Origin of the sequence: Tsukamurella paurometabola DSM 20162 (genome assembly GCF_000092225.1) — a bacterium.
GTDB classification, from domain to species: Bacteria; Actinomycetota; Actinomycetes; order Mycobacteriales; family Mycobacteriaceae; genus Tsukamurella; species Tsukamurella paurometabola.
Genome location: NC_014158.1, coordinates 2,703,493 through 2,724,048 on the forward strand (window position 1 = coordinate 2,703,493; position 20,556 = coordinate 2,724,048).

Below are 20,556 nucleotides of genomic sequence, written 5' to 3' on the forward strand. Positions count from 1 at the left end.
GAGTCAGTCGACCGCCTCGTGAGCGCCGGCCACACCGGACGGCCGCACGGGAGTATCGAGCTCGGAGCGGCTCATCCACTTGGCGGCGCCGAGTACTTTGACGAATCGCGCGGGGTTGCCCGCGTACACGCCCTCCTTCTCACCGGTATCGCCGCGCGTCAACACTGCGCCGGCGGCGAGAACCGACCGCGGGGGCAGGTGTGCATCCTTGAGGATCAGTACCCGCGTCGCGGTGAGCGAGTGCTCTCCGATCGAAATCCGCCCGATACTCGGCTCATTGCGACGCAGATCGATCTCGTGCGATTGCATGATCGATTGCACCCCGCCGATCGCTGCCATCCGGCATACGGTGATTTCACCGGAGCAATCCAGGTAGTGCCTGCTCGTGATACCCGATTCCGCAGCCATGACGAGCCTCCCGGCCCACGGTGTGGCGCGCTGGAAGTCGGGGTGCGCCGTGATCGAGTTGAGGTTGCCGAAGAAGCATCCCTCGCCGATCTGCACCTCCGACAGGTTCCGAAAGACGTTGAGCGAACCCACTCTCGCTCCCGTCCCGATGCGGATCGGGCCGCAGCCGATCACCAGATTGGGGCCAACGACGACACCTGCACCGATGGGCCTTGCCCCTGGATCTTGGACACGATGTCATTTCGGTTATGCCGCTTGCGTGAGCGTAGCGCGGTAGGCGGTTTCGTAGGTGTTTGGTGTGATGTTGCCGATCGCGGAGTGCCGGCGGCGGGTGTTGTAGCGGTTGGCCCACCGGAACACGGCCCGGTAGGCCGTGGCCTGGTCGCCGAACGCTGGTCGGCCTTGGAGGAGTTCGCGTTTGAGGGTCGCGTTGAAGCTCTCAGCGAGGGCGTTGTCCGCGGACGAGCCGATCGCTCCCATCGACTGGGTCACGCCGAAGTGCTCGCAGAGGGCGGTGTAGGCCTTCGAGGTGTAGACCGACCCGTGGTCGGAGTGAAAGATCGCCCCAGCCAGGGTGCCGCGTTCGCGCTGCGCGGCCCGTAGTGCGTTTTCGACGAGCTCGGTGCGCATGTGAGTGGCCATCGACCAGCCTGCCAGCTTGCGTGAGCCCAGGTCGATGACCGACGCGAGGTAGAGGTTGCTGCCGTCGGCGATGGGCAGGTAGGTGATGTCGCCGACGTAGCGGCGACCAGGACCGCCGGTGCTGAAGTTCCTGCCGATCAGATCTGGGAAGCGTCGACCGGACTGATCCGGGACGGTTGTCTTCACACGCTTGCGGAGCCGGATTCCGGCCAGGCCGTGCTCACGCATCACGCGCGCCACGCGCTTGTGGTTGACCCGCTCACTCTCGGCTGCGCCGGCGTTGAGGTCAGCGGTGATCCGAGGCGCTCCGTAAGCACGATCCCCGCCCTGTTTCGGGTCTTGCAGCACCCGGATCCGGCCCGCCAGCACCGAGTCAGCCGCCGTCCGCGCGGCCCGCCCCTGCGCTGCAGCGAGCCACGCGTAGAACGACGACCGCGCGATCCCAATCACCTGGCACAACCGCTTCACGCCGTAGGCGTCCTTGTGGTCCTCAACGAACTGGAAGCGGTTCACCAACTCGTCTCCCCGGCGAAATACTTCGCCGCCTGACGGAGAATGTCGCGTTCCTCAGCAAGCTTTGCCTGCTCGACCCGCAACACCCCATTCTCGGCCTCCAGCCTCGTGATCCTCGCCGCCTGCGACTCCCGCCGCCCCACTGACACCCCCGCCGCAGCCGACGCGGTCCTCGTCCCGGAGCCGAGCTTGTCGACCCACCCCTTCAACGATCCCCGGGACACACCCAAATCCGCCGCGATCCCCTGCAACGTCGCACCCGGCGTCGACTCATACAAGTCCACCGCCCGGCACCGGAACTCATCGGTGTAACTCTTCCTGGCCATCCTTGGATTCTCACTTCCCCCAGCCATGTGCTGGATTACACGTGTCCAAGAACAGGGGGTAAGGCCCGATGTCGTTGCCGAGTGCGTTGAGCAGTCGCGTCTTGAGTCGGGATCCGGGGAGCAACCAGACCACGAGGGCGAGCAGTCCTGAGCGGTCCTGCGGGCTACGGAGTGTGAGTGCCACGATGTGTCCTCCTTCGGACGAACGGAAGTACTGCGATCCATGCGACGACGACGCCCGCTACGGCGTACTGCAGGACGACCAATACCGCGGTCGGTGCGTCGGGACGCACCGGAGGCACGGCACCCGCCGCAACTGTGGCGCGAACATCGACCCCCCGCTCGCGTTCCCCGATCACTTCGGTCAGCGTCTGCGCCACAGCGTTCGCTAGCGCCGCCGCGATCACTGCGGACCCGTCCGTGGCGCTGATGGTGAGCACAGCGGTCCGCTTCGCAGCGGTACCCGTTCGGATCCGTTGCGACAGTTCTCCCGGTGCGAGCCCGAGCTTGCGCTCGGACACCACTCGAGCGAGGAAGCTCGCCGACCGGACGATTGCTTCGTACTCGGGGATGCGCCACACGCCGTAGGTCGCTTGGTGCAACGAGCTCGGATCGGTGGCGACATCGTCGGCCGAGGTCACCACGAACGCAGTCGCCTCGAAGTTCTTCGTCGTGACCCGATCCACACCGAACCCGATCAGCGCCCCGATCAGGGCCCCCGCGAGAAGAGTCACGGAGATCGCACGCACCGGCGCTCGCGGGGTCACGGCCGCACCTCGTCCGCGGCCATTGGCGGGGACACCATCGGCGCGTACAACGACTCGAGGCGCTCCCCGATCGCGTCCATCGAGAATCGTTCCCGGGCCACGATCGCCGCCCTGCGCCCCATATCCCGCGTCCGCACGGGGTCGGCGATCAGCTCTCCGATCGCGTCTTTCAACCGCGACTTCGATTCGTCGACGACGACGCCGCAACCGGTTTCGCGAATGACATCGGCGAGACCGCAACTCTCGGTCACCACGACCGGTCGGCCGACCGCCATCGCCTCCAGCACCGACATCGGATAGGGCTCGTCGATCGACGGCAGCACGTAGATGCCGGCGAGGCCGAGGCGCGCCGATACCGCGGCGGGATCAATCGCCCCTTCCACCCGTACCGGAGTTCCCGCCGCGGCCTGCTCGACGGCTGCGCGGCGGCCACCGTCGGGTCCCGCGACCGTGAAGGTGGCGTGGACGCCGTCGGCGAGGAGATCGCGTGCCACGTCCACGAACAACTCAGGACGCTTGCGCTCGTGCAGCCGCGCGAGGAACAACACTTCCACCGCACCGGGACTGTGCGGGGGCGGAGAACCCGCAGCGGGCACACCGTTGGGAAGTTCGACGGTGGCCAGCTCGCCCGGAATCGTCGCTGCCAGTCCCCATCGCTCGGTCTCCGTGAGGTGCAGTACCGCCTTCGCACGCCGTAGGGCGGGTCCGGTCAACAGACGATCGAGCGGAGCGGCCAATGAGGAGCCACTCGCACCGATCATTCCGTGTGTCTGAGCCACTGTCGGGACACCGAGCGCCTGCACCATCCTGATCGCCGGCAGAGTCACCAGATCACGAGCAAGGTGCACGTGTACCACGTCGAAGTCGGCACGGACCGTTCGCAACCGCGCGAGCAGGCCCGGAGCAGCGAGTCCGGCGAACCCGGACCTCGGGACGACACGGCGAGCCGGGAAGAGCAACGCCGGGATCCCATCGAGTTCTGTGGGTGTGTCCTCGTACCCCGCGCTCGCCCCCGCGATCGTGACCACGTGCCCACGTTCACGCAGTGCCCGACACTGGTTGAGCGCCACTCGTGTCGGCCCACCGTAGGCACCGTCCGTGCTGAACAGCGTTGCGATATGAAGCACTCTCATCGGTTCCACCACTCCGCTGCCAGCGCGCGGCCGACGGCCCTGCGGACGTCCTCGGGCTGATGTCGGGTGCGGTCGAGATGGACCGTCGCCTGAACCTCCGAGCCGACCTGAGTGAGGACGACAGCAAGACATCCCGGGCCGTTCAGCGGCGCGCCGACCGCGCACGTACGCACGGGGGGCGGGCCCGACCACGCGATGCGAGCCGCGGACGCGGCGCGGGTCAGATTCGAAATGGATACCGACGGTCCGGACCGGCGTGCCCGCGATCGGCCACGGGTCACCGAGGACAACGCCAGAGACAGCGCGAGCTGCACGGGCACGCGGGGCGACCGTACCGCGCGATCGAACTGCCCCACGAACTGCGACGTCGGCCCGAGCGGGACCGAGGTGACCGCCGTGAGGTTGCCCGCGGCCTCGCGCCGGTCGCCGGTTCTGCCGCGCAGACTCACCACCACGTCGATCTCGGTCAGGCCCGAGTCGAGCGCCACCAGTTCGGTGCTCACCGCATAGGCGAGAAGCGCACTGACACTGGGGTTTGCGTCCATGCCGGCCCGCTCCGCCACGAGAACGTCGATGTATCCGCAATCGGACCGGACGAACACCGAAGTCGGATCGCCGATGACATCCGCCACCTGCGACGTATCGGACTGGTCCTGGCCCGAGCGGCGCAATCGCGAGCCGATGAGGTCGAAGCCGGCGCGCGTGGTTTCCACCGGATCGTTGACCAGCTCGCGGCGCAGCACCCGGGCGATCGGACGGCGAAGACCGAAACCCGTCGGCGTTGAGTCGAACATGATTCGTGAGGGCGAGCCCGGCTGCGAGAGCGTCGCTACGATCGCGAAGATCAGGCCCATATCACCGACTCCGTGATCGACGCGCAGGAGCAGGTGTCCGCGCTCCAGACCTACCTGGACCGGAGGGGACGACGGTCGCGCGTGCAGCCGGCGGATCGCACCTTCGATGTCGTCGACGGCGAAGTCGCGGTCGGTGATCAGCCAGCTCTCGTCGGGCTCGGTGCGGCGCCAGCGCACCGAATGCGCGTCCGGTATCACTCCGATCCGGTTCGCGGGCTCGGAGCGGACCATCCACCGCAAGCGCGGAAGAATCTCCGTTGCCGGGCCCTCCACTGGCCCGACGACGCACACGATGGCTCGACCGGCGAAGAGCCGATCGAGTTCCCCTACCCGCAGGCGAGATTCAGACATCCGCACCCCTGCGATGGGTGAGGGCCGACCAGCAGACCCGCTCGTAGTCGTCGATCGCCCGCGACTCATTGAGATGCCCCGTTGCGAATGCCCTCGCCGCGGCGCCGAATGCTCTCCCACGCCCGGGGTCGGCCGCCAATTGCAGGCAGGCATCGACGAGAGCACGGGGGTCGTCCGCGGGAACCGTGACGCCCGCGCCGGCAGCACGGACTTCGGCCTGGGTCACACTGCCCCTGTCGGTCGCGGCGACGATCGGACGGCCGCTCGCGAAGTACGAGGTCAGCTTGCTCGGAACCGCCATATCCGCGACCCCTGAGCGCTCGTTGACGAGAAGCACGTCCGCGGCGCGAAGAGCTCGCAGGAACTCCCGAGACGGAAGCGTCTCGCGGAACTCGATCGACCGCAAGCCTGTTGCCGCCGCGATGAGATGTGCCCGCTGGTTGCCTCCTCCGACGAGACTGAAGCGGAGTGGGAGCCCACCTCGTTCGGCCAGGGCGGCCGCCTCGACGACGTTCTCCAGCCCCTGCTTCATTCCCATGTTCCCGGCGTGCAGGGCCACCACTTCGTGCTGCTTCCAGCCGAGCTCCGCCCGGACCTCGGCAACGTTCACATCGCCGATGTCGGGGACGTGAGTCCAATTGCGAATCGTCTCGATCCGATTCGCCGGCACCCCCATCGCCCCGACTGAGTCGGCGAACCGGTCGTGGATCACGACCACCCGCGACGCCGCCCGGAGAACTCGGCTCTCGATCCACGTGAGGGCACCGGCCGCAGAAGCGAGTGCTGCGGTCTCGTTCGCGCCCTTACCGTACAAATCCTGCACCGCGACCACGGTGGGAACCGCACGCAGCCGTGCGGCGGCGATCAGCGCTCCCGCGGCGAAGAGAGGTGGACTCATCATCAGGAGGACATCGGGAGAGGACCACGATCGCGCTGCCGCACTGCGACCGAAGCTCATCTCCATCCGGAGACGACCGCGAAGGCTGTGACCGTTCGGCACGTAGTGGTTGACTCGACGGACCCGCAGGGAATCCGACCGTGATTCGACGGCACGGCCGCGATATCCCGGGAGTTCCTGCCACCCCGGATAATGAGGCAGTCCGGCCAGCACCTCGACGTCGTGTCCACGGACACTGAGCCCCTCGGCGATCGCGGTCGTATAGGGAGCGATGCCCGTGACTTCCGGGGCGAAGTTCAGGGCGGCGATGGTGATCCTCATCGCCGGATCCGCTCTCCATCGCGGTTGGCGACGTACCACGCGGTGGTCTCGTCGATACCACTTTGCAGCGAGATCTCGCTCGACCAGCCCAAGCGCCTGAGGAGACCGACATCGAGGAGCTTGCGCGGGGTGCCGTCGGGTTTCGAAGAGTCCCATCGGGTGATGCCCTCGAACCCGGTAGCGCGTGCGACCATCGCCGCGATCTCCGCGATCGTGTGGTCGACGCCGGTTCCCACGTTCACCTGCACGGGCCCGTCGTAGTGCTCAAGGAGGTACAGGCATGCCGCAGCCATATCGTCCACATGCAGCAGTTCCCGCCTCGGTGTCCCGCTCCCCCAGTTGACGACCGTTCCGGCTCCCTCGTCGACCGCCGTGCGGTAGCGCCGGATCAGTGCCGGAAGCAGGTGACTGGCGATGGGATCGAAATTGTCACCGGGTCCGTACAAGTTCGTAGGCATCGCCGAGATCCACGGCAGCCCGTACTCGCGGCGTACCGCCTGCACTCCGATGATGCCGGCGATCTTGGCGATGGCGTAGGCATCGTTGGTGGGTTCCAGTTCTCCGGTGAGAAGCGAGTCCTCACGGATAGGTTGCTCGGCCAGGCGCGGGTAGATGCAGGACGATCCGAGGAATAGGAGCCTCGGAACTTTCACCGCCAGTGCGGAATCCATGACGTTGGTCTGAATCAGGAGGTTGTCGGAGAGGAACTCGACGGGCTCGGCGTTGTTCGCCGCGATCCCGCCGACTCGCGCCGCGGCGAGGACGACTACATCCGGACGGGCCTCCAGGAAGAAGCTTGCCGTGGCATCCCTGTCGCGCAAATCCAGCTCGGATCGCGGATGCCCGATGACGTTGTGGTAACCGGCACGACGCAGCGCCCGCCAGATCGACGAGCCCACCAAACCTCGATGTCCGGCAACGTAGATCAGCGAATCCCGATCTGCGGGAAGGAGCCGGCTCTCGCCGATCATGCGCCGGCTCCGGAGAGTTCGGGACGATCGATCCAGGGGCGGCCGGCGCATTCCTGGGCAGCGATATCGGCATCGACCATGATGCGAGCGAGCTGCTGCGCGTGCACCTGCGCCTTCCACCCCAGCAAGTCGGCGGCGCGCGACGCATCCCCGATCAGGGCGTCCACCTCAGTGGGCCGGAGATAGCGCTCATCGAAGCGCACGTGTCGCTCCCAATCGAGCCCCGCGTGCGAGAACGCCGTCTCCAAGAACTCTCGAACCGTGCACTCGACCCCCGTCGCCAGGACGAAGTCGTTCGGCTCGTCGACCTGCAACATGCGCCACATCCCTTCGACGTATTCCGGCGCGTACCCCCAATCGCGGACCGCGTCCAAGTTGCCCATGTACAAGTGCTCCTGAACCCCCGCCTTGATCCGGGCGACGGCGCGTGTGATCTTCCGTGTCACGAAAGTCTCACCACGCCGCGGTGACTCGTGATTGAAAAGAATCCCGTTGACCGCGAACATGTCGTATGCCTCGCGGTAGTTCCGGGTGATCCAGTAGGAGTACACCTTCGCCGCGCCATAGGGAGAACGGGGATAGAACACGGTGTCCTCGTTCTGAGGAGGTGGCGTCGCCCCGAACATCTCCGACGTGGAAGCCTGGTAGAACCTGCACGCCACCTTGGACATACGGACCGCTTCGAGCAATCGGGTCGACCCGATTCCGGTGGTGTCACCGGTGTGCTCGGGCTCGTCGAAACTGACGCGGACGTGGGACTGGGCGGCGAGGTTGTAGACCTCGTCGGGTTGTACCTCGGAGAGGAGAGTCACGAGGCGGGCGCCGTCACTGAGATCACCGTAATGCAGGAACAGCCTCGCGTCGTCCTCGTGCGAGTCCTGATAGAGGTGGTCGATACGAGAAGTGTTGAAGGTGGACGCTCGACGGATGATTCCGTGCACCTCATAGCCCTTCGCCAGTAGGAGCTCGGCGAGGTATGACCCGTCCTGACCGGTGATCCCGGTGATGAGTGCTGTTTTCGTCATCAGAGTTGATCCTCGCTGTCTGGTGCATTGGTTCGAATACGTGCGGAGAGTCAGTACGCGCCGTGATGTTCACGGACGGCCCGGAATGTGCGCCATAGGATCTGGAGGTCGGCGGCTAGTGACCAGTTCTCCACATAGGTGAGGTCGAGATGCACCGTCTCCTCCCAGGAGAGAGTGCTACGTCCCGAAACCTGCCAGAGTCCGGTCATCCCCGGCCGCACCAGCATTCGCTTCGTGGTGATCGCATCGTAGGCCGCCACCTCGGAGAGCAGCGGCGGGCGCGGGCCGACCAGGCTCATGGTTCCGGCGATCACATTGAACAATTGAGGAAGCTCGTCGATGCTGTAGCGCCTCAACAGCTTTCCCACTCGGGTGACGCGCGGATCGTTCTGCATCTTGAACAGGACCCCGGCTGCTTCATTGAGATCGGCGAGATCCGAGAGCATGCGGTCGGCGCCCACCACCATGGTTCGGAACTTCCACATTCCGAATGGCCTGTCGGCGAGCCCCATGCGCTCCGATCGATAGAAGATCGGCCCCCTGTCGTCGAACTTCACTGCGAGCGCCGTGATCACGAACACCGGGGAGAGCAGCAACAAGAGGACAGAGCCGAGCGTCACGTCGAAGAGGCGTTTCATCAGAGTGGTCGCGCGCAGATATCGCGGCCGCTCGATGTGCATGAGCGGCAGTCCCGCCTCGGAGCGATACGCGACTCTCGGCCCCGCCGCGGCGAGGACGCCCGGCGCGACCATCAGGTCGATGTGCATCTCGTCCAACTTCCACGTGAGCTCGCGCATCGCGGAAACCTCCAGGGCGTCAATCGCGGTCAGCGCGACTGCGCACTCGCCGCGATCACGAATCGCGGCCAGCCCGGTTTCCAGGTTGGGAAATCTGACACCGTCCGTACCGTCGGGCCCGCACGGCGCGGCGTCATCATCGCCGGCATCCGTGAGCACCACTCCCACCACCTGATAGCCCCGCGCGGGATTTCCCGCGATCGAGTTCTGGAAGCGCGCCACCGACACCCGGGTACCGACGACGAGAAGAGAGGTCGTCACTCGACCGGATCGCCGGTCGGCGTGCACCCTGCGACGCCAGGCGGTACGGGAGATCAGCAAACCAGCCACCCCGAGACCGAAGGCCAGAGCCCAATAGCCACGAGCGAAAACGAAGTTCGTCAGCATTCCCGCCAGCGCGAGGGCCCCGACCAGCCCCAGACTCGCCGTGAGCACGCTGTTGTACTCGGCGACTCCCGAACCGATCACTTTCTCGTCGTCGGCTTGAGCCAGATGGAGTGCGACTTTCCACAGCACGACCAGGGCGGCAGAGAATGCGAACAGGGGGATCGCGCTCGGCTCGAACCTGGCGAATGCGTCGTCACCGAATCGGACGAACTGGGCGATCAACACAGCGGCCGAGATCACCACCGTGTCGGTAGTTCGAACGCGTCGAGTATGCCGTGCGCGACGAAGAGCAGGAGACGACGGCGTGACGCCTTCCGCGCGCGTTCCCGCCACACCGTCCCCAAAGAGGCGACGAATGGTGACCATCCACTCCTCCGATCTTGAAGGACGTTTGACGATTGCGATTTCTGTCGTCTGCCTATCCGCGAATTCGACGGCAACGTTACAACGCGTGACCACCAATTAGTAACTGGTAGAGGCGATATCGAGCAGCACGCGGCCAGCACTAGTAACTCTTTAATATATCCAGAGGTTGACCAGTAAATGTTACTCACCGGTACCGCATTCGCAAACGTCGTCGGCGCGCACTCGTGCCGAAAAACGCATCGCCGCCGCATGTGGTATCCGGCCGGCCCCCATGAATAAGAAGACGTCTGCGATTGCACACAAATGCAGCTTGCGATTTCACCGATCGGACACGAAATCAATCAATAAAAATTAGGTGATATGTGCATCGATTTCAGCGCGACGAATGGCAACAAACTGGATTCAATCGGTGAACGGCGTACGAGAACGATGAGTTACACATCGAATCGATCAGCGCAGATAGCCGATCACGATGCGAGTGAGGCGGCGTCGGGCGGAACATCCATCGATCTGACCGCCGAATCGTGGTCCCGAAGCGGTCGTCGACCGCCGCTCGCCCTCCCGGACGAGTGCGGCGAGAAGCGCGCAGTAGCTAGAGCAGCACGGCACCCGAAGGCGGTGTGCCTTCCTTGGCGACGGCGGAGTAGGCAGCGACCAGCAACGACGGGTCCGGGGCCTCCAGCCTGCCCGGTCGCGCGAGGCCGTCGAGGACCACGAACCGCAGCATTCCGGCGCGGTTCTTCTTGTCCTTGCCCATGTACTCCAGCAGTTGCCCGAACGCATCGGCGTCGTAGCTGGTGGGCAGGCCCACGGAATCGAGGACCCGGCGGTGCCGGTCCGCGGTCTCGTCATCGAGACGGCCTGCAAGGCGGCCGAGCTCGGCGGCGTACACCAGGCCCACCGATACGGCCGCGCCGTGGCGCCAGCGGTACCGCTCCCGGCGCTCCACCGCATGCCCCAGGGTATGACCGTAATTGAGGATCTCCCGCAGCGAGGATTCCTTGAGGTCGGCGGAAACCACCTTCGCCTTCACCTCGATGGAGCGGCGCACCAGCTCCGGCAGCACAACACCAGTGGGATCGAGCGCGGCCTGCGGATCCTTCTCGATGAGCTCCAGGATCACCGGGTCGGCGATGAAACCGGTCTTGATGACCTCGGCCATACCGGCGATGATCTCGTTGCGCGGCACCGTCTCCAGAGTCGCGAGGTCAACGATCACGGTGCGCGGCTCATGGAACGATCCCACGAGGTTCTTTCCGGCGTCGGTATTGATGCCGGTCTTACCGCCGACGGCCGCATCGACCATCGCCAGCAGTGTCGTGGGGATGTGGACCACGGGCACGCCGCGCATCCAGGTGGCGGCCACGAACCCGGTGAGATCGGTCGCCGCTCCACCGCCGAGGCTGTAGATCACGTCCTGGCGACTGAGGCCGATCCGGCCGAGCACCTCCCAGCAGAACCCGGCGACCTGGAGATCCTTGCCCGCTTCGGCATCCGGGATCTCCACGCGGTGCGCGTCGATCCCTTTGTCCGCCAGTGCCTGCCGCAACGCCTCGGCGGTCTCGGCAAGGGTCGGCTGGTAGAAGATCGCGGCCTTGGTCGCATCGCCGGCGGCGGCCACGGTCTCGTCGAGCAGACCGCGCCCGATGATCACGTCGTACGGGCTTGCGGCGTCGACGCGGACCTTGACGGGGGCTTCTTCCGGCATCTGCTTACTCCGATCGATTCTTGGTGGACGTGCGCAGCACGGCGGGCAGGAGCGGCCAGGGACCGCGGCGCACCCGGCCGGGCGCGGTGTCTTTGAGGCGACGCTGCACCTGGCGGACCACCGATCCGGGCGCCCGCCCGACGGTGGAGACCCGGATGGTGGCCAGCTCGCGATAGATCGGCGTGCGCCGGGCCATGAGCGCGCGGTACGCCGCAGCGGGATCGTCGCCCTTGAGCAGCGGCCGCGCAGACGCGGTCGGGCTGACGGTGCGGCGGATCCCCTCTTCCGCGGTGAGTTCGAGGTACACCACCTGGTGCCGGCGGAGCAGCTCGCGGGTGGTCTCGGACAACACCGCACCACCGCCCAGCGAGACGACACCGGGGTGGGTGGCGACCACATCGGCCACCACGGCCTCCTCGATGGCGCGGAAGGCCGGCTCGCCGTCGCCCGCGAAGATCTGCGGGATAGTGCGACCTTCGCGGCGCTCGATCTCCTCATCGATATCGAGGAAGTCCACGCGCAGCACCTTGGCCAGGCGCCGGCCGATGGTCGTCTTGCCCGCGCCGGGCGGACCGATCAGGATCGCGGCCGGCCCCTGCGGCGCTCGCTGGGGCGCGGGCCCCATCAGATCGCCTCGGGCGTCACCCGCTGCAACCGCGCCGCCACCTGCTCGGAGTACCGCTCGATGTTGCTGCGCGTCTCGGCGAGGCTGTCGCCGCCGAACTTCTCCAGGGCGGCCTGCGCCACGACCAGGGCGACCATCGCCTCTGCGACGACGCCGGCCGCGGGCACCGCGCAGACATCACTGCGCTGGTGGATCGCGACGGCCTCCGTTCCGGTCTGCATGTCGACGGTGCGCAGGGCACGAGGCACGGTGGAGATCGGCTTCATGGCGGCGCGCACGCGCAATTCCTCGCCGTTGGTCATGCCGCCCTCGATGCCACCCGCCCGGTTCGTGGAGCGCAGCACACCGCCCTTGTCGGGGAGGATCTCGTCGTGTGCCGCGCTGCCTCGGCGGCGGGCGGTCTCGAAGCCGTCGCCGACCTCGACGCCCTTGATCGCCTGAATCCCCATGAGGGCACCCGCGAGGCGCGCATCGAGCCGGGTGTCACCGGAGGTGACGGAGCCGATGCCCACGGGCAGCCCGGTCACCACCACCTCGACCACCCCGCCCAGTGTGTCGCCGTCCTTCTTGGCGGCCTCGATCTCGGCGATCATCGACTGCTCGGCCGCCTCATCGAAGGCGCGCACGGGCGAGGCGTCGATCCGCTCCAGATCGGCGGCCGACGGCGTGGGGCCCGCGTAGGGCTCCGACGCGCCGATCGAAATGACGTGGCTGATCACCTCGGCGCCGAGCGCCTGGCGCAGGAAGTTGCGGGCGACCGTGCCGGCGGCCACACGGGCCGCGGTCTCACGCGCGCTGGCGCGCTCGAGCACCGGACGGGCGTCGTCGAAGCCGTACTTGAGCATGCCCGAATAGTCGGCATGACCGGGACGCGGGCGGGTGAGCGGGGCGTTGCGGGCGACGCCGTCCAGCTCCGCGGGGTCGACGGGATCGGCCGACATGACCTGCTCCCACTTCGGCCACTCGGTATTACCGATCTCGATGGCGATCGGCCCGGCCAGCGTGACGCCGTGGCGCACGCCACCCAGGATCGTCACCTTGTCGGCCTCGAACTTCATCCGCGCACCCCGGCCGTAGCCGAGGCGGCGACGCGCGAGCTGCGCGCCGATGTCCGACGACGTGACCTCGACGCCCGCGACCATGCCCTCGACGAGGGCCACGAGGGCGGGGCCGTGCGATTCTCCTGCGGTGATCCAGCGCAACACGGGACTCATCTTCCCAGATCGACCCGCCCGAGCGTGAGTTCGGGTAGCCGAAACCTTGATTACCGGCTACCATCACTCTCATGACCGTGATCACCACATCCTCGACTTCAGCAGGCCGCTCCCCCGCGGACCGGCGCAGCGTCGACGTCTTCGGTGTCCGGTGGCCGCTGTACAAGGCCGAGGCCGTCCTCGTGGCAATGGTCGTGCTGGCCCTCGGCGCTGTGCTCACTGCCGCCGTGGGCGGCACGAACTTCGCTCCCGCGATCCTCGCGGCAGCGGGCTCCGGTGCGGCGGTGTGGTGGACCGCACGCGCCGTGCACGCCCGCTCCTGAAGGAACCTCGAGAATCGCCGCTGAGGGGATCCTCAGCGGCGTTCGTCGTCTCGGCCGGCCTCGCGCAGGCGGGCTCGTTCAGCGTCAGGACAGGCAGTTCGGGCCGAGCAGGGCCTTCAGATCACCCATCAACGATGACGACTGATTCACTCGGAGTGTGTCGTCCAGCCGCAGCGTCGTGGCCTTATCCCCGCTAACGAGTTTGACGTGCACATCCGAGACGCCGGGGTGCCGCTGGAGCACCTGCTTGAGCGCGGACACCTTGTCGTGCGTGCAGATTCGCGTCGGCATGGTCAGCGACAACGGCTTCGCAACGCCGATCTGCGACAGATCGATGGGGGCGATGTCGTTCGCGATCAGCGTGACCTTGTCGTCCCGGAAGTTGACCCGCGCCTTGATCAGCACCACGGCGTCTTCGACCACCTCCGCCCCATACGCGGCGTAGGCCTGCGGAAAGAAGAAGACCTCGATGCCACCGGAGAGATCCTCGATCTGCGCCGATGCGAACGGCGCGCCGTTCTTGTTCACGCGCCGGTTCACCGACTGCAGGATGCCGCCGACGGTCACCTGAGTGCCGTCCTTGACATCGCCTTCGACGATGGCCGGGATCGGGGTGTCGGTCTGCGCCGCGATCACGTGCTCGACACCGTCGAGCGGGTGGGCGGAGACGTACAGGCCGAGCATCTCGCGTTCCAGCGCGAGCTTGTGCTTGCCGTCCCACTCCTCGTCCGGCACCTTGATCGTGAACACGTCGTCGATCGGTTCGGTACCGCCGCCCTCGTCGCCCATGGAGCCGAAGAGGTCGAACTGGCCCACGGCCTCGGCCTTCTTGGTGGACAACACCGACTCGATCGCGTCGCTGTGCACCAGGAACAGCCCCTTGCGGGGATGCTCCAGCGAGTCGAAACCGCCCGCCTTGATGAGGGATTCGGTCACCTTCTTGGAGCAGGCCGCAACCTCGATCTTGGCGAGGTAGTCGGAGAAGGACGTGAAGTTCCCCTTCTCCTCACGCGTGTTCACGATGGACGCGACAACCCCCTCGCCGACGTTGCGCACCGAGCCCATGCCGAAGCGGATGTCCTCGCCGACGGAAGTGAAGGCGTGGAAGGACTCGTTGACGTCCGGCGGGAGGACGGTGATGCCGAGGCGGCGGCAGTCGCCGAGGTAGATCGCGGCCTTGTCCTTGTCGTCGCCGACGGAGGTGAGCAGCGCGGCCATGTACTCGGCCGGGTAGTTCGCCTTGAGGTACGCGGTCCAATACGAGACCAGGCCGTACGCTGCGGCGTGCGACTTGTTGAACGCGTAGCCGGCGAACGGCAGCACCGTCTCCCACAGCGCGGTGATCGCGGGTTGGGAGAACCCGTTGTCGAGCATGCCCTGCTGGAAGCCACCGTAGGCCTCGTCGAGGATCTCCTTCTTCTTCTTACCCATCGCACGCCGCAGCAGGTCGGCCTGACCGAGCGAGTAGCCCGCGACCTTCTGCGCGATCTGCATGATCTGCTCCTGATACACGATCAGACCGAAAGTCTCCGATAGGATCTCGGCCAGCGGCTCCTCGAGCTCCGGGTGGATCGGCTTGACCTGTTGCCTGCCGTTCTTGCGATCGGCGTAGTCGTTGTGGGCGTTCACACCCATCGGGCCCGGCCGGTAGAGCGCACCGACGGCCACGATGTCCTCGAACTTGGTGGGCTGCATGCGCCGCAGCAGATCTCGCATCGGTCCACCGTCGAGCTGGAAGACGCCGAGCGTGTTGCCCCGCTGCAGCAGCTGGTAGGTGGTCTCGTCGTCCAGCGGGAGTTGGTCCATGTCGAGATCGATGCCGCGGTTGTGCTTGATGTTGGCCAGCGCATCGCCGATCACGGTGAGGTTGCGCAGGCCCAGGAAGTCCATCTTCAGGAGGCCGATGGCCTCACACGACGGATAGTCCCATCCGGTGATGATCGCGCCGTCCTGTGCGCGCTTCCACACGGGGATCGCGTCGGTGAGCGGATCGCAGGACATGATCACCGCGCACGCGTGCACGCCCGCGTTGCGGATCAGGCCCTCGAGCCCGAGCGCCATATCGTAGATCTTCTTGACGTCCGGGTCGGTCTCGATCAGCTGGCGGACCTCGACGGCTTCCTTGTACCGCTCGTGCGCCGGGTCCGTGATGCCCTTGACCGAGATGTCCTTGGCCATGATGGGCGGCGGCAGCGCCTTGGTGATGCGGTCGGCGATCGAGTAACCGGGCTGCCCGTAGATGACGCGGGCCGAGTCCTTGATCGCGGCCTTGGTCTTGATGGTGCCGAACGTGATGACCTGCGCCACCTTGTCCGAGCCCCACTTCTCCGAGGCATAGGTGATCATTTCGCCGCGACGACGATCATCGAAGTCGATATCGATATCGGGCATCGAGACGCGCTCGGGGTTGAGGAACCGCTCGAACAGCAGGCCGTGCGGGATCGGATCGATGTTGGTGATGCCCAATGCCCACGCCACGAGCGAACCCGCCGCTGAACCACGGCCCGGGCCCACGCGGATACCGACCTCGTGTGCGTGTGCGATCAGATCGCCGACCACGAGGAAGTACGCGGGGAAGCCCATCTCGTTGATGACCGAGAGCTCGTACCTGGCGCGCTCGACGTAATCCGGCGGCGGACCGTCCGGGAAACGACGGTTCAGGCCGTCCATGACCTCGGATTCGAGGAAGGACTCCTGAGTGTGGTTCTCGGGCACCGGGAACCGCGGCATGCGGTCCTTGTGCTCCCAGACCTCCTTATAGGACTGGACCCGCTCACCGATCTCGACAGTCGAATCGCACGCGCCGGGCACCTGCGCATCCCACAGCTCGCGCATCTCCTGCGCCGACTTGAGGTAGTAGCCGTCACCGTCGAACTGGAAGCGGGTGGGATCGGACAGGGTCTTACCGGTCTGGATGCACAACAGCGCGCCGTGCGACTCGGCTTTGTCCTTGGTGACGTAGTGGCAGTCGTTCGTGGCGAGCGGCTTGATCCCGAGCTTGCGGCCGATCTCCAGCAGCCCCTCGCGCACGCGCCGCTCGATGTCGATGCCGTGATCCATCAGTTCCAGGTAGAAGTTCTCCTTGCCGAAGATCTCCTGCCATTTGGCCGCGGCCTCCAGCGCCTCCTGCTCGTGCCCCAATCGCAGCCGGGTCTGCACCTCGCCCGACGGGCAGCCGGTGGTCGCGATGATGCCCTCGGCGTGTTCGGCGATGATCTCGGCGTCCATGCGAGACCACTTGCCGAGTTGCCCCTCGATCGAAGCGAGGGAACTGAGCTTGAAAAGGTTCCGCAGACCGGTGGCGTTCTCGGCCACCATCGTCATGTGCGTGTAGGCGCCCGAACCCGAGACGTCGTCGCTCTTCTGCGACGGATCGCCCCAGCGGACGCGCTTGGTGTTGAACCGGGACTCCGGCGCGATGTACGCCTCGATGCCGATGATCGGCTTGATGTCGTACTTGACCGCGGTGTTGTAGAAGTCCGACGCCCCGAACATGTTGCCATGGTCGGACATGCCGACCGCCGTCATACCCAGCCGCTTGGCCTCGGCGAACAACGGGTCGACCTTGGCAGCCCCGTCGAGCATCGAGTACTCGGTGTGATTGTGCAGATGCACGAATGAATCTTGCGCGGGCACGCTCACTCACCTCGACCCATCATCGGTGGAAATCTCAACGCTGCGATTCGAGTGTAGGCCCTCGGTCCGACAGGTTCCGTCAGGCCGACGCGGCCGTCGGGAGGCCGCCGTCCCGCCTTCCCCACACGCCACACGCGTCAGCCGAACGCGATGATCAGCACCAGGATGAGCAGCGCCAGGATCGCCACGCCCACCAGAGCGAGCACGCCGGGCGAGAGTGTCGAGTTGGGTCCCCCGGCCGGCGCCCGGGTCGGTTCGGGGCGGCGCTGCGCCGCCGGCACGGGCGGACCCGGTGGACGCGGCATCGCACCCGACGGACTGCCCGAGCCGTACACCGGCGCCGGGTGCTGCGGACCGGGTGGACGCATCGCGGGAACGGCGCGGTTGGCCTGGCCCCGGATCCCGGGAGCCACCGAACGGTGCTGCGCTGCCGCCGACCGGTTCGGAGTTGCGGGTGGCTGCGGACCCGACGGATGCCCCGGACCGGGGACGGAACCCGGTCGAGGTGCGGGGCGGCCCTGCGGGACCCGGCGGGCGGGCGGAGCCGCCATGGCCGACCGCAGCGCGTTGGTGAATTCCTTGCAGGTGGCGAAGCGCTCGGCCGGAGTCTTGGCGAGACCCCGGGCGACCACCGCGTCGACCGCGGGCGGCACGCCGTCGCGGATCTGCGAGATCCGGGGCGGCGGCGCGTTGAAGTGCGCATCGATCACGGCGTCGGTGCTGGCACCCGAGTACGGCACCTTCCCGGTGACCAGATGGAAGAAGGTCGCGGCGAGCGAGTACTGGTCCGAGCGCGGGTCGAGGTCCTCCCCGCACAGTTGCTCGGGTGAGGCGTAGGCGAGAGTTGCGAGCACGGTGCCGACGGCCGTGAGCTGGGAGGCGTCGTCACCGCCCTTCGCCACTCCGAAGTCGGTCAGCAGCACGCGCCGCCCGTCGCCATCGTCACCGTCATCGGTGGACACCAGGATGTTCGCGGGCTTGATGTCGCGGTGCAGCAGACCGGCCTTGTGCGCGTGATCGAGTCCGCGCGCCACTTGGCCGACGATGTGCACCGCGGTCGCGGGTTCGAGTCCGGCGGGCGTGCGCTTGAGCAGCACCGAGCAGTCATCCCCCTGGACGTACTGCATCGCGATCCACAGCAGCGGCCCCTGGCTGCCGCGGTTGTAGATGGTGACGATGCTCGGGTGGTCCAGGCGTGCGGCCAGCTCGGCCTCGCGCAGGAACCGCTTCCGGAAACCGTCGTCGCCCTCGTAACCCGAACTCAACACCTTGAGGGCGTCGTGCCGGGGCAGCTCGGGATGCTTGGCGAGGTACACCGACCCCATGCCACCGGAACCGAGGCGTCGCTCGATCCGATAGCCGCCGATCACCGTGCCCGGTGCGAGTTCATCCTTCATCCGCTGCCGCTTCTGCCCCACATCGTCCGTATTTCTCTGCGGACAAGCCTAGCGTGCGCCCTTGCACCTTCCTTGGCAACGACCTGCGGTCAGATCTCGGCGCCTTCGAACTGGGCCCGGTACAGCCGGGCATAGGCCCCGCCGGCGGCCAACAGCTCGTCGTGCGCTCCCTGTTCCACGATCCGCCCGTGATCCATCACGACGATGACGTCCGCGTCGCGGATGGTCGAAAGCCGATGCGCGATCACGAAGCTCGTGCGATCAGCGCGCAGCGCGCGCATGGCCCGCTGCAACAGGACTTCGGTGCGGGTGTCTACCGAGCTGGTGGCCTCGTCGAGAATGAGAATTGCCGGTTCGGCCAGGAACGCCCGAGCGATCGTGATGAGCTGGCGCTCGCCGGCGGACGCACTGCCCGATTCGTCGTCGAGGACGGTGTCGTAGCCGTCCGGCAGCGAGTGCACGAAACGGTCCACGAAGGTGGCCTTCGCCGCGGCCCGCACCTCCTCGTCGGTCGCGTCGAGCCGGCCATACCGGATGTTGTCGGCGATCGTGCCCTCGAACAGCCACGTGTCCTGCAGCACCATGCCGATCTTCGAGCGCAGCTCGGCTCGCCGCACCTGCGCGATATCGGTGCCGTCGATCGTGATCCGGCCTCCGGTCAATTCGTAGAACCTCAGGATGAGGTTGACCAGGGTGGTCTTTCCCGCGCCGGTGTGACCGACGATGGCGACGGTGCGGCCCGGTTCGGCGACCAGGTCGAGGTGCTCGATCAGCGGCTCGTCGGGGTCGTAGCCGAAGGCGACGTCCTCGAACGCGACGCGGCCCCGGGTGGGGACGGGCAGCGCGCCGGCCTGATCCGCCACCTCGTCGTCGGCGTCGAGCACCGTGAACACGCGCTCGGCGGAGGCGACGCCGGACTGGAGCAGGTTCACCATCGACGCCATCTGCGTGAGCGGCTGGGTGAACTGCCGCGAGTACTGGATGAACGCGATCACGTCGCCGAGCGACATCGAGCCCGATGCCACCCGGAGACCGCCGACCACGCAGATCGCGACGTACTGCAGGTTCCCCACGAACATCGAGATCGGCATCACCAGGCCGGACAGGAACTGGGCCTTGTAGCTGGCCGTCATCAGCGCGTCGTTCTCCACATCGAAACGCTGCTTGACCGCGTCCCGGCGGCCGAAGACGGTGACCAGGGCATGCCCGGAGAACGCCTCTTCCACCTGACCGTTGAGGGCTCCGGTGTGCTGCCACTGGCCCACGAAGTGTTTCTGGCTGCGCTTCATGATCTGGCCGGTGAGGATCACGACGAGCGGGATCACCAGGATCGCGACCAGAGTGAGCACCGGCGAGACCACCAGCATCATCACCAGCACACCGATCACGGTGAGCGCCGAGATGATCAGCTGCCCGAGGGCCTGGGTGAGCGACTGCCCGAGGTTGTCGATGTCGTTCGTCACGCGGGAGAGCAACTCGCCGCGGGGCTGCTTGTCGAAGTAGCTCAGCGGCAACCGATTCAGCTTCTCCTCGACGTCGCGGCGCAGCTCGTACATCACCCTCTGCACGGCGCCGTTGAGCAGGTAGCCCTCGATGTACTGCAGTAGTGCACTGCCGATGTACAGCGCGACCACCCAGAGAAGAATCGTGCCGACCCGGTCGAAGTCGATCCCCGGACCACCCGTCCGAGCACTGAGGAAACCGTCGTAGATGGCGTCGACAGCAGAGCCGATCACCTTGGGCGCGAGCACCGCCGCGACCACCGATCCCACAGCGAGGACGACCGCGGCGACCACGGCCGAACGCTGCGATTCGAGCATGCCGAGCAATCGTTTGAGCGAGGGCCAGAAGGTCATCGGCTTCTGGCCGGGAGCGCCTGCGGTGGCCGCGCGGC

At 66.6% G+C, this 20,556-nt stretch carries 16 protein-coding genes; 1 reads left to right on the forward strand and 15 read right to left on the reverse strand.

The features are described from left to right. Positions 1-3: 3 nt before the first annotated feature. The 12 genes from TPAU_RS13035 to aroC form a co-directional block, all read right to left on the reverse strand. Positions 4-540 (reverse strand): acyltransferase, encoded by a 537-nt coding sequence (locus TPAU_RS13035; RefSeq protein WP_013127227.1) that lies wholly within the window; start codon positions 538-540, stop codon positions 4-6. A gap of 114 nt (positions 541-654) precedes the next feature. Then, a protein-coding gene (locus TPAU_RS13040; RefSeq protein WP_086012687.1) for an IS3 family transposase occupies positions 655-1,889 on the reverse strand; the annotation gives its coding sequence in 2 pieces (ribosomal slippage) (positions 655-1,580 and positions 1,580-1,889; 1,236 coding nt in all). Positions 1,890-2,053: 164 nt separating this feature from the next. Beyond that, positions 2,054-2,656, reverse strand: coding sequence for a YveK family protein (locus TPAU_RS13050; protein ID WP_013127229.1), 603 nt, complete (start codon positions 2,654-2,656; stop codon positions 2,054-2,056). Next, positions 2,653-3,789, reverse strand: a complete 1,137-nt coding sequence (locus TPAU_RS13055) for a glycosyltransferase (RefSeq protein WP_013127230.1) — start codon at positions 3,787-3,789, stop codon at positions 2,653-2,655. The genes TPAU_RS13050 and TPAU_RS13055 overlap by 4 nt, the downstream gene beginning before the upstream one ends. Continuing rightward, positions 3,786-4,994 carry a hypothetical protein gene (locus tag TPAU_RS13060; protein WP_013127231.1) on the reverse strand — a complete coding sequence of 403 codons (1,209 nt, stop codon included), beginning with the start codon at positions 4,992-4,994 and terminating at the stop codon, positions 3,786-3,788. The genes TPAU_RS13055 and TPAU_RS13060 overlap by 4 nt, the downstream gene beginning before the upstream one ends. After that, on the reverse strand, positions 4,987-6,213 hold the full coding sequence (locus TPAU_RS13065) for a glycosyltransferase family 4 protein (RefSeq protein ID WP_013127232.1): 1,227 nt from the start codon (positions 6,211-6,213) through the stop codon (positions 4,987-4,989). The genes TPAU_RS13060 and TPAU_RS13065 overlap by 8 nt, the downstream gene beginning before the upstream one ends. Then, positions 6,210-7,184 carry a GDP-L-fucose synthase family protein gene (locus TPAU_RS13070; RefSeq protein ID WP_013127233.1) on the reverse strand — a complete coding sequence of 325 codons (975 nt, stop codon included), beginning with the start codon at positions 7,182-7,184 and terminating at the stop codon, positions 6,210-6,212. Before TPAU_RS13070 ends, TPAU_RS13065 begins: the two co-directional genes overlap by 4 nt. Beyond that, on the reverse strand, positions 7,181-8,209 hold the full coding sequence (gene gmd / locus TPAU_RS13075) for a GDP-mannose 4,6-dehydratase (RefSeq protein ID WP_013127234.1): 1,029 nt from the start codon (positions 8,207-8,209) through the stop codon (positions 7,181-7,183). The genes TPAU_RS13070 and gmd overlap by 4 nt, the downstream gene beginning before the upstream one ends. Before the next feature lie 50 nt (positions 8,210-8,259). Beyond that, positions 8,260-9,852, reverse strand: coding sequence for a sugar transferase (locus TPAU_RS13080; RefSeq protein WP_245537924.1), 1,593 nt, complete (start codon positions 9,850-9,852; stop codon positions 8,260-8,262). Between the two features lie 499 nt (positions 9,853-10,351). Beyond that, entirely contained in the window at positions 10,352-11,467 is a 1,116-nt protein-coding gene (gene aroB / locus TPAU_RS13085; RefSeq protein WP_013127236.1) for a 3-dehydroquinate synthase, read from the reverse strand. A 4-nt stretch (positions 11,468-11,471) separates the two neighbouring features. Next, entirely contained in the window at positions 11,472-12,092 is a 621-nt protein-coding gene (locus TPAU_RS13090; protein WP_013127237.1) for a shikimate kinase, read from the reverse strand. Continuing rightward, a complete protein-coding gene (gene aroC / locus TPAU_RS13095; protein ID WP_013127238.1) occupies positions 12,092-13,306 on the reverse strand; it encodes a chorismate synthase in 1,215 nt (404 codons plus the stop codon). The genes TPAU_RS13090 and aroC overlap by 1 nt, the downstream gene beginning before the upstream one ends. A 71-nt stretch (positions 13,307-13,377) precedes the next feature. Between aroC and TPAU_RS13100 the strand changes: the two genes are divergently transcribed. Continuing rightward, a complete protein-coding gene (locus TPAU_RS13100; RefSeq protein ID WP_013127239.1) occupies positions 13,378-13,629 on the forward strand; it encodes a hypothetical protein in 252 nt (83 codons plus the stop codon). Between the two features lie 84 nt (positions 13,630-13,713). On the opposite strand, the gene dnaE is transcribed toward TPAU_RS13100, so the two are convergent. The 3 genes from dnaE to TPAU_RS13115 form a co-directional block, all read right to left on the reverse strand. Continuing rightward, positions 13,714-17,265, reverse strand: coding sequence for a DNA polymerase III subunit alpha (dnaE, locus tag TPAU_RS13105; protein WP_013127240.1), 3,552 nt, complete (start codon positions 17,263-17,265; stop codon positions 13,714-13,716). A gap of 137 nt (positions 17,266-17,402) precedes the next feature. Beyond that, entirely contained in the window at positions 17,403-18,662 is a 1,260-nt protein-coding gene (locus tag TPAU_RS13110) for a serine/threonine-protein kinase (RefSeq protein WP_013127241.1), read from the reverse strand. A gap of 89 nt (positions 18,663-18,751) precedes the next feature. Beyond that, entirely contained in the window at positions 18,752-20,518 is a 1,767-nt protein-coding gene (locus TPAU_RS13115; RefSeq protein ID WP_083773951.1) for an ABC transporter ATP-binding protein, read from the reverse strand. Positions 20,519-20,556 lie beyond the last annotated feature (38 nt).